The sequence below is a fragment of the Dickeya sp. MK7 genome (genome assembly GCF_000406305.1).
GTDB lineage: Bacteria > Pseudomonadota > Gammaproteobacteria > Enterobacterales > Enterobacteriaceae > Dickeya > Dickeya fangzhongdai.
The window spans coordinates 2795397-2810203 of sequence record NZ_CM001984.1; the positions used below are offsets into that span (position 1 = coordinate 2795397).

Below are 14807 nucleotides of genomic sequence, written 5' to 3' on the forward strand. Positions count from 1 at the left end.
GTGAGAAGATAAATACAATCAGCCTTTTCAGGAAGTTACGTTATGCTTATTGGCTATGCCCGGGTATCCACCAGCGATCAAAATACCGAATTACAGAAAAACGCGCTGGTCGGCGCAAATTGTGAACTGATTTTTGAAGATCAGGCCAGCGGCAAAAACGCCAGGCGACCGGGGTTGAAACGGGCATTGCGCAAACTCAAACGCGGCGACACCCTGATCGTCTGGAAACTGGACCGGCTGGGCCGCAGCGTACGGGACCTGATTACCATGGTGTCGGACCTGCAGGGTCGTGGCATTCACTTTCGCAGCCTGACCGATGCGATTGATACCTCAACGCCGGCCGGCCGTTTCTTTTTCCACGTGATGAGTGCGCTGGCCGAGATGGAGCGAGAACTGATCGTCGAACGAACCCGCGCCGGACTGGCGGCCGCCCGGGCGGCGGGTCGCATTGGCGGCCGTCGGCGCATTATGACGCCTGATGCGATTGAGCATGCCAGAACACTGTTGGGTAATGGGGCAACCCGCTGGCAAATAGCCAATATTATCGGCGTGTCGGAAAAAACCATTTATAAATACTTCCCGGCAACACCGACGAAAATAAAAACAAGATAACAACCGAAAAAAAATACATCACATTGCATTATTTTATTTCTAATTTTAAAAACTCACTGCTTACCCATTAATGATACAACAGCCTTACAATGAATAGCCTGTCATTCCCGACGATAATATCAGCGCGTAGAAATCATGACGCATTATTCATTCACTCACGCTGAGATAAAACAGATGGAAAAACATTGTCACCCTCATGCCTTTGATTTTGGTTTTGGTAAAGAAAACCTGTACAAAAATAATCATGTCTATATTGAAAATATTTCTCTTCAATGCTGCCAGAAAGCCTGTGGCGAACAGCAAGATACATCTACTGCTGCCTTGAAAGAGCTGGTGGGTATTCCGCAACCCTGGCCGCTGGCGGATGCGCCGGAAGGCTGGCTGAAATGTAACGGCCAGACGTTTGATACCGCCAAATACCCGCAGCTGGCAAAATTATATCCCGATGGCACCTTGCCGGATCTGCGTGGCGAATTTATCCGTGGCTGGGATGACGGCCGGGGAGTGGATACAGACAGGAAACTGATGTCAGCTCAAGCAGGTACCCATATTCTTGGAGACGATGGAACCTATCCAACACTTAACGGCATTGGTAACTTATCCGAATGTAATGCAGATAAACCAGATGGCACTGCTCGTACTCTGTACTGGTTAGATACAAGCAAGTCGGAAAAACAAGCCAGTGAAAAATTCTGGGGTGCCACTCGCCCGCGTAATATCGCCTTCAGCTACATCGTTAAGGCAGGTTAATCATGGCTACACAAAATGAAAATATGATTCAGCTGAATGAACAGGGGCTGAGCACCGGCAGTGGATATATTCAGGTTTACCATATTGATCCGCAAACTCGGGAATATATCGGCAATACCCGTGAATATCTGATGGAAGGCGTCGGCATTCCGGCGCACAGTTTTATTGATACGCCTCCGGCCGCTCAATCCGGTCAGGCTATCGTGCGCAGTCAGGATGGAGCGACCTGGGGAAGCGTTGCCGATTATCGCGGGCAGACGGCCTACGATAAGCAGACGCGACAATCCAGCCTGATAATCCAGCTTGGCGACCTTTCCGACACCCTGACGCTGTTGCCGCCGGCCACCGCTTACGATGTCTGGCAAAACGACGGCTGGGTGACGGATGCCAAAGCGCAGCAGACCGCACAGGTCAGCGCGGCGCAACAGCAGATGGCCAGCTATCTCGCTCAGGCGGAAAAACGGCTGACCGTGCTGCAGTATGCGGTGGAACTGGAGATGGCGACCGAACAGGAAACCCAGGCGCTGAAAAGCTGGAAAACCTATATGGTGCAATTAAGCCGGGTGGACGTTTCGTCTGCGCCCGCTATCGACTGGCCGGCCATGCCCGCCTGATTCACCTTTCCCGGTGGCGTAAACTGATGCGCCAAAACCCCACAGATGCCGTTGTCACCCCAACGGCATCTGTTTTTTATTTCAATTAACCCATTGTTTTTAATCATTATAAAAACATTATCGGCTTCACCCTGTTGTGCCATTCCATACCAAACCCTATTCGGATGCCTTCTGTTTTCCGGCAAGGCACTATTACTCGCACCCCACAACAGGAGACATTCTTGATGAGTGATTTTCATCACGGTACGCAGGTCGTCGAAATCAACGACGGTACCCGCGTCATTTCAACTGTATCAACCGCGATCGTCGGTATGGTCTGTACCGGACCGGATGCTGACGCCGCCACTTTCCCACTGAATACACCGGTGCTGATTACCGATGTGCTGACCGCCGCGGGCAAGGCCGGTAAAACCGGTACCCTGGCTGCCGCGCTACAGGCCATCGGCGATCAGACCAAACCGGTGACGGTAGTCGTTCGCGTGGCTGAAGGCGCCAACGAGGCTGAAACGGTGTCCAACATCATCGGCGGCGCCGATGCCAACGGCAAATACACCGGTATGAAAGCCCTGCTGGACGCCCAGGCAGTCACTGGCGTGAAGCCGCGTATCCTCGGCGTTCCGGGGCTGGATTCCCAGCCTGTCGCCACCGCGCTGGCCGCCATCTGTCAGTCGCTGCGCGCCTTCGGTTACGTGAGCGCCTATGGCTGTAAAACCCTGTCCGACGCCATCAAATACCGCGGCAACTTCAGCCAGCGCGAACTGATGGTGATCTGGCCGGACTTTATCGCCTGGAACACCGCTACCAACGCCAGCGCCACCGCCTACGCTACCGCGCGTGCACTGGGCCTGCGCGCCAAGATCGACCAGGAAACCGGCTGGCACAAAACCCTGTCCAACGTCGGCGTCAACGGCGTGACCGGTATCTCCGCCAGCGTGTACTGGGACCTGCAGACCATCGGCAGCGACGCCGACCTGCTGAACGAAGCCGGCGTGACCACGCTGGTGCGTAAGGACGGTTTCCGCTTCTGGGGTAACCGCACCTGTTCCGACGATCCGCTGTTCCTGTTTGAAAACTACACCCGCACCGCGCAAGTGCTGGCCGACACCATGGCTGAAGCGCACATGTGGGCCGTCGACAAACCGGTTACCGCCACCCTGATCCGCGACATCATCGAGGGCATCAAGGCCAAATTCCGCGAGCTGAAATCCAACGGCTACATCATCGACGCCGACTGCTGGTTCGATGAAAGCGCCAACGATAAGGAAACGCTGAAGGCAGGCAAGCTGTACATCGACTACGAGTACACCCCGGTGCCGCCACTGGAAAACCTCACGCTGCGTCAGCGTATCACCGACAAGTATCTGGTGAACCTGGCCGCATCCGTTAACAGCTAAGGAGCGACAGACTCATGGCACTGCCACGTAAACTTAAATATCTCAACCTGTTCAACGACGGTATGAGCTACATGGGCCAGGTGCACTCCGTCACCCTGCCGAAACTGACCCGCAAACTGGAAAACTACCGCGGCGGCGGTATGCAAGGCGCGGCGCCGGTGGATTTTGGGCTGGACAACGACGCGCTGGTGATGGAATGGAACATGGGCGGCCTGCCGGACAGCGCCTTCTGGAGCCAGTACGCGTTGCCGGGCGCCGATGCGGTTCCGCTGCGTTTCGCCGGTTCTTACCAGCGTGACGATACCGGCGACATTACCGCCGTCGAAATCGTGCTGCGCGGTCGCCACAAGTCGATTGACAGTGGCGAATCCAAGCAGGGTGAAGAGACTGACGTACGCGTCTCTACCCAGTGCACTTACTACAAGCTGATCATTGACGGCGTCGACATGATCGAAATCGACACCATCAACATGATCGAGAAAGTGAACGGCGTTGACCGTCTGGAACAACACCGCCGCAATATCGGTCTGTAACGACCGCTTCATGGCCAGCTACGGCTGGCCATTCTTATTGATAGCACTGGAGTTTTTATCATGACGGTTGAAACAACCACACAAAACAGCGTCATCATCCTGAATGCCCCCATCAAACGCGGCGAAACCCTGATTGACGCCATCACGCTGCTCACACCGACCGCGGGCACGCTGCGCGGCATCGGTCTGGCGGCGCTGGCGAGCGCCGATGTGGAAGCGCTGATCAAATTGCTGCCGCGCATCACTTACCCTGCCCTGACCGAAGCCGACGTCATGGGGCTGGAACTGCCTGACCTGCTTGAATTCGCCGGCAAGGTGATCGGTTTTTTATCGCCGGGCTCGGTACGCTGACGCTGCCGCCGAGCCTCACGGTTGACGACCTGATGGCGGATATCGCCGTGGTGTTCCACTGGCCGCCATCCGCACTTTTCCCCATGAGCCTGGCCGAGCTGATTAACTGGCGTGCCAAGGCGCTACAACGAAGTGGACAGGACTATGCCTAAGCAAAAGACTATGCCTAAGCAAACGACTATGCCTAAGCAATCAACCACCCCGAATGGCGGTTCGACGACAACCGGCGCCAACGGACGAAGCGGCAGCGCCGGGGATAACAGCATCTTCTCGCCGCTTGGGGATAATGTTTATCTGAATAAAATCAGCAGCGTACTGCAGGATTTTTTGGCTAAGGCCGGCCAAATCACCCACGGTACGACGGCGTTCAACGCCGCCGGGTCGCCGAAAAAAACGCGACGGGCGGAAAAAAGGCGGCAGACTCGCTGCCGCGGCGCAGCTGGGAACCCTGGGAAACCTCGCCAGACGGTTCGACGCGCTGACCGCCATCCTGGCGCCGGCCTATTCCGCCCTGAAAACCGCGCATGACCGCTCATCTGCGGATAATGCGGCGCTCTCCCGCAACGGACAGTATCCCGACGCCGGCGCAACCCAATCGCTCATCGCTCAGGCCAGCGACGGCGTCAACAGCATCTATTTATCCGCGACGGCGGCCATGCAGGCGCAACAGCGCATCGCCGGTCTGGTGCCTTCGGCGCAATGGTCTTCCGGAATCACCGCGCCGTCGCTGCCGGGCAACGTAGCGTCGTTGCTGAAGGCGCAGCAAAACCTCAACCTGCCGACGAACCTGCTGCCGACCGTCGGCCCTGACGTCGCTTCGCAGATGGGTGCGGAGGGGCTGAACACGCTCGCCGGAACTGCGCAGGAATCGTTTGTCGGCGTGGAAGAAACCAGCCTGATGATGTCTGCATTAAGCAATGCGGATCTGGATGACGGCGACGGCGGCAACGCCACGGCCGGTGGGATTGACGCGCTGCAAGCTATTTCCAATCCGGCCATGCAACTGCTCAGTCAGTCAGCGTTGACCGGTCAGAACAGCGCGGAAAACCCGTCAAACCCGCTGTCTGACATGATTAACGGCAATTACAGCGCCCTCTCCCCGGCAGCAAAGCAAAGTTATTTTGACCAGCGCGTGGTGAATAACATCACGATCAATGTGCCGGAGAACAGTAACCTCGACGTGATTAAACAATACATCGACGAGGCCCTGAGAAAATACACCCCGAATAGCAGCGCGTATTCCTACAACTCCATGACCTCTAATCTCATTTCATGAGGATAAATACCATGATGCTTGCGCTTGGTTTATTTGTATTTCAATTGCAAACGCTGCCTTACAGCACCCTCAGCCGCCATGTCAATTACCGCTGGGCCAACAACGGCCGTATAGGCCTGCGCCCTGCACAGCAGTTTTTGGGACAGGGAAATGAATCCATCAGCCTTAATGGCGTGCTATGTCCGGAAGTTAACGGCAAGTTCAGCAAGCTCTCGCTGTCGGCGCTCGAACTCATGGCGGGAATGGGGCGCGCCTGGCCGCTGATCGAAGGCAGCGGCACCATTTACGGCATGTACGTGATTGAAAGCCTGCAGCACACCAACACCGAGTTCTTTTCCGACGGCAGCGCCAAACGCATTGAATTCTCCGTGAACCTGACGCGCGTTGACGAATCGCTGATTGCGATGTTCGGCGACCTCAGCCAGCAGGCTTCCGATCTGTACAGCCAGCAGATCGCGCCGGCCATTTCATCCGCCAGAACCGCCATCGGGGGAATCCTGTCGTGATAGTGAATAATCGCATCGGCATTGCCGATCAACTCGCCCCGGATTATCAGATAACGCTATCGGAAGCGTCAGGCGACGCTAAAACGACCCGCAATCTCAGCCAGCGGCTCATTTCACTGTCGCTGCACGATGTGATGGGCTTCGAATCCGACCAGCTATCGCTGGATATCGACGACAGCGACGGCAAGGTGCAAATGCCCAAACGCGGTGAGAAAATTAGCCTCAGGATCGGCTGGAAAGGCAAGGCGCTGGCCGACAAGGGCACCTTTATCGTCGATCAGGTCAGTCATACCGGCGCACCGGACAGGATCACCCTCAGCGCACGCAGCGTGAACTTTCGTGGCGATTTAAACACGCCGCGTGATGGCTCATACGATGCTACCACCCTGGGCGACATCGCCCGGACGATTGCGGAACGCTACAGTCTGATGGCGTCGATCGAAAACTCGCTGGCCGGTACCGCGATTGCTCATGAAAACCAGTCCAAAGAATCCGACTTGTCGTTTCTTTGCCGCCTGGCCAGACGATACAGCGGTACCGTGGCGATCAAAAGCGACACGCTGCGACTTTTCGTCGCCGGTACCGGCACCGCTGCAGACGGCAAAAACGTATCGACCTACCTGATCGAACGCAGCGACGGCGACTCGCACAGTTTTACGATCGCCGACCGCATCGCCAATACGTCCGTCACCGCCAACTGGCACGACAGCAACGACGCAAAAACACATACTGTGAAGATCAGCCGCAAGCGTCAGAGCCAACCGGATACGGTAGCAACCCACCCTAACGCCAAATCGTCCGCCCAGTCATCAACACCGTCGACGGACAACTACCTGGCTGGGGAAGAAGAAAGCCAGCAAACGTTACAGACCACCTATTCCACCCAGGACGACGCGACCCAGGCGGCGTTGAGCAAATGGCGTGAAACCCAGCGCGGCACGGTGACATTCTCGCTCACGCTGGCAAAAGGCATGGAAAACCTGAAGCCCGGCGCGCTGGTTCGGCTTAAAGGCTTCAAACAGGTGATGGATGAGCGCCAGTGGACCATCAAGCGGCTGACCCACACGATTGCGGGCAGTGGTTTTATCACCGCTATCGAACTGGAAGTGTCGATGCTGGATGTCGAATACGACACCAGCTACAGCGTTATCGGCAACGCAACCTCAGCATCATGATTCACTTTTCGAATTATAAATTTGCAAATTCGAATTCATTGCAGTACCATGTGTGTAAGATGTTTCACTAACCCGTACACATAAGGTGATTTCAAAATGATGCATTGTCCTCTTTGTCGTCATTCCGCTCATGCCCGTTCCAGCCGCTACCTGTCTGAAAATACCAAGGAGCGTTACCACCAGTGCACCAACGTGAACTGCGGTCACACCTTCGTCACCATGGAAGCCATCACCCGCTCCATCATGGTGCCGGGCAAAACCGAGCCGGTTGACGGCGAACGTAAGTAATTCGCCACGTTTCTCTCCCTCCGTGTTTCCTTACTTTTCTTGACCGTCTTTCCCCGCCGCCCGGCGGGGTTTTTTATCCCTGCCATAAATACACAAAACGTGTTTTAACCACTCCCGTACGCCTCGTATCGGAAAAACGTATTATTGACGCTGACCGCCGTCGGCTTTTAGTATCAAACTGCTTTTGCTGATTTTCAGTCAATTGCCGCGTCGATGCCCGTCTTACGGTTGTTAACGCCGCAAGGGATGAATCCTGCCGTGACGATGGTGCCCTTCCCCCCTTCACCATCAAAAATCAGACGCAGACACCGCTTTGATTAACACGGGTTCAGGAAAAGAATGATGGGTATAACCCCTGTTTTCCTGTCCTCAGCAGGGAGAACACCGATGACGGAATCCATCCGCGCTTACCGCGCCAGTTTGTTGCACTTTGTCGCCGACCCGTTGCATGACCCGCAGGCCACTCGCTTTATCGAAGACGGCCTGCTGCGGGTGCGCGATGGGCGTATTCAGGATGCCGTGCCGTATGACAGCCTCACCGAGGCCGAACGCCGGTCCATGACGGTGATCGACTATCGCGGCCGGCTGCTGATGCCGGGATTTATCGATACCCACATCCATTTTCCGCAGACGGAAATGATCGCCTGTTACGGCGAGCAGCTGCTGTCCTGGCTCAATACCTACACCTTTCCCACCGAGCGCAAGTTCGCCGACGAGAATTACGCCCGGGAACGGGCCGCGTTTTTCATTCAGGAACTGCTGCGGCACGGCACCACCAGCGCGCTGGTCTTCGCCACCGTGCACCCGCAGTCGGTTGACGCGCTGTTCAGCGCCGCCGAAGCCAAAAACATGTGCCTCATCGCCGGCAAAGTCATGATGGACCGTCATGCGCCGGACTATCTGTGCGATACCGCGCAGCGAAGCTATGACGAGAGCAAGGCGCTGATTGAAAAATGGCACCACCGCGGACGGTTGCGCTATGCGGTCACGCCGCGTTTTGCGCCCACTTCCACCCCGGAGCAGCTGGCGCTGGCGGGTCGCTTGTTGCGGGAATACCCGGATGTGTATCTGCATACCCACCTCTGCGAAAACCCGGATGAAATCGCCTGGGTCAAATCGCTGTTTCCCGAGCATCGGCATTATTTGGATGTCTACCATCACCACGGTCTGACCGGACGCCGTTCGGTGTTTGCCCATGCCATCCATCTGCAGCCTGACGAAGTCCGCACGCTGGCGCAAAGCCAGTCCGCCGTGGCGTTTTGCCCCTGTTCCAATCTGTTTCTGGGCAGCGGCCTGTTCCGGTTGCACCCGCTAAAAGCAGCGGGGATCCGCATCGGGATGGGCACCGACGTCGGCGCCGGCACCAGCCTGTCGCTGCTGCAAACCCTCAGCGACGGCTATAAAGTGCAGCAGTTGCAGGGAGAAAAACTCTCGGCGCGCGAAGGGCTGTACCAGGCCACGCTGGGCAGCGCCGCCGCCTTGTCGCTGGACGATCGGTTGGGTAACTTTCTGCCGGGCAAAGACGCCGATTTCGTGGTACTGGACTGGGCCGCCACCCCGCTGCAACAGTTGCGCCAACAGCAGTCTACCTCGCTGGACGATCGGCTGTTCGCCCTGATGATGCAGGGCGACGACCGAAACATCAGCGCCACTTATGTACATGGCGAATGCGTCTATACCCGTCAAACGCCAGATGACAAGTGAGTCGGCTTTCCCGCCCTCCGACTGATTTAAGGGTACCGCTACGGGCCGCACGCCGCGGCGGTATCGCATTCAGTCCGGCATGGCGGAGATAAAACACACCAGCGTTTTCACCAGAAAGTGATCTATTGCACATTTCGCCCAAAAAAATCGCGCTGCGATATGTCGCTTACCGATAACTGTCCTTGAATAATATCGGACAAGCGCTCAGGCCAACGGCGGGATGGCGACATCAGCTGGGCTCTGCCCCTTGCAGAGCTTAGCAATCATCACCAGGTACCATAAGGTTTCGTCATGACTTCCCCAGGCCATCGTTGTAGCGAAGAACAGCAAGATATCCTCGCGCGTATGCTGAATATCTTTGACACGCAGCCCGCCGAAGAGCTCCCTCGTCTGACGCGTATCACCCGCACCTTTTTTCAGGTAAAGAGCGTGGTGATCTCACTGGTGAACAACGAGCGGCAATGGTTTCTGTCGAAGGCCAATTTTCCCCGTCAGGAACCGGACATCGAGTTTTCCTTCTGCGTGCATACGGTGAGCGCCAATGCGCCGCTGGTCATCCCCGATACCCTGCTGGACGAGCGCTTCGCGGCTAATCCGATGGTCACTGGCAATGACCCGATTCGTTTTCACGCCGGCTACCCGCTGCGTTCCTCGCTCGGCACCCCGCTCGGCGCGCTGTGCCTGTATCACCATCAGCCGCGCACCTTCAGCGATGAAGAAATGCAGCAACTCAGCGATTTGGCGTTTATCGTAGAAACCGTGTTGCATAAGGTGGAGATGCAGGCGCGCGAAGCGATCGCCCGGGAAAGGCTGTATCAGTCGGATTACGTCAGTCAGCAGATTTTCTCCCGCGCCGCCATCGGCCTGGCGCTGATAGCCCCGGACAAACGGCCGCTAAAATTCAATCACGCGTTCTGCGATATGCTTGGCTACGACGAGGAAACGCTGCTGACGCTGCCGGTGGACAAAGTGGTGCACCCGGATGACATGCCCCAACTCATCAGCGATCATGATCTGCTGATGGGCAGTAATCTGCTGGAGAGCACCCAGCAACGCCGCTATATCCGCGCCGACGGCAGCGAATTGTGGGCGCAAGTCTCCATTTCGGTGCTCTACAATCCGGATGGCGGAAAATTCGGCCTGTTGCTGGCGCTGACCGACCTTAGCGATCAGAAAGCATCCGAACAGGCGTTGCGCAGCCTGAGTCTGGAACTGGAGCACCGGGTGGAACAACGCACCGCCGAACTGCGCCAGAGCCACCAGTTTATTCAGGACATCACCGATCATATTCCGGCGATGATCTCCTGCATTAACCCGAACAACGTACTGGTTTTCGCCAATCGCCACCTACGCAAACTGATGGGTCATGAGCATGACACCCTGTACCAACGTGATATCGGCGAGATCTTCCGCCCCCAGGAACTGGCACTGTTTCTGCCTAAACTGGAAGAGTCGCGGCAAAAACAGCTTTCTCTATCATTTGAACATGTGCTGGATATGCCTGATGGGCAACTCACTACTTTTCACACCGAACTGGTGCCCGCCGAATCGCCGGAGCTCGGCACCTACATTCTCTCCACCGACATCACCCACCTTACGGTATTGCGCGACCAGCTGGCGTTCGAAGCCAATCACGATCACCTGACCGGCCTGCCCAACCGGCGGGCGGTCATCAGCTACCTGAACCGGCAGGCGGGGAAAAAGCGGCGCGGCGCGCTGGCGCTGCTGTTTTTTGATATCAACAACTTCAAATACTATAACGACTGCTTCGGCCACGATTTTGGCGATCGGGTCATCAAAACCTTCGCCCGCCTACTGCGTCAGAATACCCGTTCCTACGACTTTATCGGTCGTCTGGCGGGCGACGAATTCCTGATGGTGATTCATGAGCAGCGCAATCTGGCCACCGAAATCCGCGCCATCACCCAAAAACTGAAAGCGAAGATTGAAAAACCGATCACCATTCGCCAGCAGACCATCACGCTATCGGCCAGCGTGGGGCGCGCGATTTTGCCTCAGGGGGCGCCGCTTAACGCCAACGAGCTGATTCGTCAGGCGGACACCGCCATGTACCAGGCCAAACGTCGCCACGTTTCCCCATCCTGATTCGACCGGATAATGACTTTTAATTTGCCATAAACAGTAAGCCGATTTGCCGGAATGAGAATAATGAAAAACCATAAAAAGAATTAATTCCGGTGAATCATTCCGTTTATTCCGCCCCAATGCGTTAATCCGCCTGACCATTATCCTATACCCTTCATACTTCAAGTTGCAGGTGTGTTGGCTGCGTTCGCTCACCCCAGTCACTTACTTGTGTAAGCTCCTGGGGATTCACTCACTTGCCGCCTTCCTGCAACTCGAATTATTTTGGGTATATAAGTATTTCCTGTGATGAAAATCACGTTTTTTTTAAAGTTCTCACTTTTTATTGCCGATGGTTTTTTTACCGACGTCATTATTCATTTATCGAGAGCGAGCCATGTTCAGGAATATAAAAATTGTCACCGGGCTATTTTCATTACTGCTGGCCTTAAGTCTGCTGCAGCTGGTCAGTTACGGTTTTTTCTTCGGCGCCATGAAAAGTGACAGGAATAACTTTGTCGTCGCGCAAACGCTACGCAAGCAAAGCGGGGAACTGAACGCCTCCTGGATTGCGCTGATCCAGACGCGCAATACCATGAACCGCGCCATCGCTCGGATGATCATGGAAACCAACAATATTCCCAGCGCCGGGAAGTCCGCCGATCTGATCGATGTCGCCAACCAGTCGCTGGCAGAAGCGGATAAACATTTCGCCGCTTACAGCCAGATTCTGCCCCTGCCGGTGCAGGACGCCGCGCTGGCAAAAAATATTAACGAGAATTACCAGGCATTACGCAGCGTGCTGCAACGCATTGTCGATCTGATCAAAACACAGGATGTCAAAACTATTCAGGCCCTGCCGACCCAGAAAATGCAGGACGCATTTCAGCAATCCTTTGATGCGTATTTCCGCCAGAACGACGCGCTGAATGACAGCGCGGTCAGCGACAGCGGTCAGAATTACCATTACAGTATTATCGTCATTGCCGTGTGCGTGTTGATCCTGTTTTTCGCTACCACCAGCGCCTGGGTATATATTCGTCGGGTTCTGTTGCAACCGTTAAATCGGGTCATTACCCATTTGCACCATATTTCCACGGGCGACCTGACGCAGTCGCTGCAGATTCAGGCGAAAAACGAAATCGGCCAGTTGGCGGACAGCGTTCGTCACATGCAGCACTCGCTGACCGATACCGTGGATAAAGTGCGGGTGAGCGCGCATGAAATTTATCGCAGCGCCAGCGAAATCGCCGGCGGCAACAGCGATCTTTCCTCCCGTACCGAGCAACAGTCCGCCTCGCTGGTGCAAACCGCCGCCAGCATGGAACAGCTGACCGCCACCGTAAAACAGAACGCCGACAACGCCCGTCACGCATCCCAGCTGGCGCGCGACGCGTCGGATACCGCCCACAAAGGGCTGCAGGTGGTCGATGACGTAGTCAGCACGATGGGACAAATCAGCGGCAGTTCGCAGAAAATCAGCGACATCACCGGGCTTATCGACAGCATCGCCTTTCAGACCAATATTCTGGCGCTGAACGCCGCGGTGGAAGCGGCGCGCGCCGGCGAACAGGGCCGCGGCTTTGCGGTGGTGGCCGGCGAGGTACGGAGTCTGGCCCAGCGCAGCGCCGACGCCGCGCGCGAAATCAAGGGACTGATCGAGGATTCGGTCAGCCGGGTGCGCGAAGGGTCGGTCCTGGTCGGCTCCGCCGGGGAAACCATGGGCGATTTGGTGAAAGCCGTTACGCGCGTCACCGACATCATGGGCGAAATCTCCTCCGCGTCGGAAGAACAAAGCCGCGGCATCGATCAGGTCAGTCAGGCCGTCAGCGAGATGGATCGCGTGACACAGCAGAACGCGGTGCTGGTGGAACAGTCCGCCAATGCGGCGATGTCGCTGGAAGAGCAAAGCGACCATCTCAACCGCGCGGTGTCGCTGTTTCGGCTCCATACCGCCGCATCGCCCGCCGCCGCCAGAACCGCATCGGCCGCCATCACGCCGTTAGCACCGCCGCAGTTGCCCGCCAGCCGCAGCGTGGCGGCCGCCGGCGCCTACAATACCGCCAGCCACTGGGAAACGTTCTAACCCGCGGCCGCCGACAAACGCGACATAGCAAAACGGCCCGCGTACCGGCTATCTTGCCGGTACGCGGGCCGTATCCTCACGCCATACACGCTGACGGTTATTGCACCAGCGTATACATCAGGGTGCCGTAGCCAAGGTGATCAAATCCGCCGCTATTCGGGCCGTAATCACCGCCGCCGCCTTCCACCCGTACTTTTTCAGCGAACGCCTTGATATTCGGCGCATTCAGTTTTTTCAGCACCACATAGTGGTTGTAAAGCATTTCCCAGGTCGGGCGCAGAGTACCGCGCCCGGTGGGGGAAATTACCGTCTGCACGATGCCGTCGCTATTGCTGTAAGTCGTATAGGGCACGTCTTTGCCGAGGTTGTAAGCCGCCACGTATTCCGCGCCTTTCAAAATACGATTGTCGGCGTAACCGAACAGGTCATCCCCCTGACTCCAGGCCATTTGCGCCAGCGAACCGACCAACCCCACCGCCAGCGTGGCGTGCCCCTGATCGCGACCGCTCTCCTGCATCTGCCCCACATTGGTCTCCGGATACAGCTTCCAGACCAGATTGTTGATGGCGCCGTTGCCGCTGCCGGTTTTGAAATAACCGATGGCTTCGTTGTAGATATCGCGGTTGTCGGTCAGTACCCCGATAGCCAGAATGGTGTTCAGCTGCGCCAGATCCCAGTTCGACCAGTAGTGATCGATGCGGGCGTTGTTATGGCGGACCAGAAAATCATGGCAGAGCGGATAGAACACTTTCAGCATCATGGTACTGAACCGGTTGAAATCAGCCTGTTTCCAGCCGCGGTAATCACGCACCAGTTCAGCCGCATTGGCCAGTTCATAGCCGTAAATTCCGGCGGCCAGATAGCGGTCGCTGGTGCCGCGAATATCTTTCAACGTGGACGACCAGGCATTAAGGATTTCCACCGCCTTGTCGGCATAGGCGACATCGCCGCTCAGCTTCCAGCGCAGCGCCAGCGCGTAGGCCGCAGCGGCGTCGTTATACAACCGCCCATAATTCTCCGCGCCTTCGCTATTGGCCCCACGGTAGACAATCTCAACCGGATTGGCTTTCCAGTTCAGCGATGCATGGTTATTGCTGATAAGCTTGTTCCAGCCGCTTTTCCAGGGTTCGGCGTCATTCGCCAGTTGGTTTTTTATACGCTCGAAGTCCGCCTGGGTATGCAGCAGACCGGGGTGAACGAAGCCGGTCGCCGCCTGTGCCGGCGCAACGGCCGAGACCAGCAGCGACAACGTCAGCAGACAACGGAGAGACCGGTTTATCCGATCCCCCCGGCGATACAGTGAACGCCATAAAACACGTATGGAGATAAACAGCATGGTGAGATCCTTCTGATTTGCTGAGTAATAGAGTCTGCGCCGGGTAAGCCGCCCGACTAGCCCGCTCTGCGGCGCAACAGCCGCCCATAGACCAGCG

At 56.4% G+C, this 14807-nt stretch carries 16 protein-coding genes; 15 read left to right on the forward strand and 1 reads right to left on the reverse strand.

The genetic code is table 11. The annotated features are described in order from the left end of the window. The first annotated feature begins 42 nt into the window (after positions 1-42). The 15 genes from DXXMK7_RS12145 (at position 43) to DXXMK7_RS12205 (ending at position 13374) form a co-directional block, all read left to right on the forward strand. Positions 43-612, forward strand: a complete 570-nt coding sequence (locus tag DXXMK7_RS12145; protein ID WP_038919322.1) for a recombinase family protein — start codon at positions 43-45, stop codon at positions 610-612. Positions 613-747: 135 nt separating this feature from the next. Continuing rightward, on the forward strand, positions 748-1362 hold the full coding sequence (locus DXXMK7_RS12150) for a phage tail protein (RefSeq protein ID WP_225622586.1): 615 nt from the start codon (positions 748-750) through the stop codon (positions 1360-1362). Positions 1363-1364: 2 nt separating this feature from the next. Continuing rightward, complete coding sequence (locus tag DXXMK7_RS12155) at positions 1365-1976, forward strand: tail fiber assembly protein (protein ID WP_038919324.1); 612 nt, start codon at positions 1365-1367, stop codon at positions 1974-1976. 224 nt (positions 1977-2200) lie between these two features. Continuing rightward, positions 2201-3370 carry a phage tail sheath protein gene (locus tag DXXMK7_RS12160; protein WP_038668429.1) on the forward strand — a complete coding sequence of 390 codons (1170 nt, stop codon included), beginning with the start codon at positions 2201-2203 and terminating at the stop codon, positions 3368-3370. Between the two features lie 14 nt (positions 3371-3384). Then, positions 3385-3903, forward strand: coding sequence for a phage major tail tube protein (locus DXXMK7_RS12165; protein ID WP_012769535.1), 519 nt, complete (start codon positions 3385-3387; stop codon positions 3901-3903). Between the two features lie 60 nt (positions 3904-3963). Beyond that, entirely contained in the window at positions 3964-4254 is a 291-nt protein-coding gene (locus DXXMK7_RS12170; protein WP_038919327.1) for a phage tail assembly protein, read from the forward strand. A 32-nt stretch (positions 4255-4286) separates the two neighbouring features. Beyond that, positions 4287-4406: a GpE family phage tail protein gene (locus DXXMK7_RS21915; protein WP_013318226.1), complete on the forward strand. Its 120-nt coding sequence runs from the start codon at positions 4287-4289 to the stop codon at positions 4404-4406. Positions 4407-4434: 28 nt separating this feature from the next. Continuing rightward, positions 4435-4782, forward strand: a complete 348-nt coding sequence (locus DXXMK7_RS23090; RefSeq protein ID WP_238555967.1) for a hypothetical protein — start codon at positions 4435-4437, stop codon at positions 4780-4782. 127 nt (positions 4783-4909) lie between these two features. Then, complete coding sequence (locus DXXMK7_RS23095) at positions 4910-5530, forward strand: hypothetical protein (protein ID WP_238555968.1); 621 nt, start codon at positions 4910-4912, stop codon at positions 5528-5530. Positions 5531-5541: 11 nt separating this feature from the next. Then, on the forward strand, positions 5542-6036 hold the full coding sequence (locus DXXMK7_RS12180) for a phage tail protein (protein WP_038919328.1): 495 nt from the start codon (positions 5542-5544) through the stop codon (positions 6034-6036). Further along, the gene (locus DXXMK7_RS12185) at positions 6033-7211 is read left to right on the forward strand and encodes a contractile injection system protein, VgrG/Pvc8 family (protein WP_038919329.1); all 1179 of its coding nucleotides are present in this window, start codon (positions 6033-6035) and stop codon (positions 7209-7211) included. The genes DXXMK7_RS12180 and DXXMK7_RS12185 overlap by 4 nt, the downstream gene beginning before the upstream one ends. Before the next feature lie 96 nt (positions 7212-7307). Then, complete coding sequence (locus tag DXXMK7_RS12190; RefSeq protein WP_012769529.1) at positions 7308-7499, forward strand: ogr/Delta-like zinc finger family protein; 192 nt, start codon at positions 7308-7310, stop codon at positions 7497-7499. Positions 7500-7886: 387 nt separating this feature from the next. Then, positions 7887-9203, forward strand: coding sequence for a guanine deaminase (gene guaD, locus DXXMK7_RS12195; RefSeq protein WP_038919330.1), 1317 nt, complete (start codon positions 7887-7889; stop codon positions 9201-9203). Between the two features lie 291 nt (positions 9204-9494). Beyond that, entirely contained in the window at positions 9495-11309 is a 1815-nt protein-coding gene (locus tag DXXMK7_RS12200; protein WP_038919331.1) for a diguanylate cyclase domain-containing protein, read from the forward strand. Positions 11310-11685: 376 nt separating this feature from the next. Continuing rightward, positions 11686-13374, forward strand: coding sequence for a methyl-accepting chemotaxis protein (locus DXXMK7_RS12205; RefSeq protein ID WP_038919332.1), 1689 nt, complete (start codon positions 11686-11688; stop codon positions 13372-13374). A 97-nt stretch (positions 13375-13471) separates the two neighbouring features. Here the strand turns inward: DXXMK7_RS12205 and DXXMK7_RS12210 are convergent, their stop codons facing one another. Then, positions 13472-14710: an alginate lyase family protein gene (locus DXXMK7_RS12210; RefSeq protein ID WP_038919333.1), complete on the reverse strand. Its 1239-nt coding sequence runs from the start codon at positions 14708-14710 to the stop codon at positions 13472-13474. Positions 14711-14807: the final 97 nt, after the last annotated feature.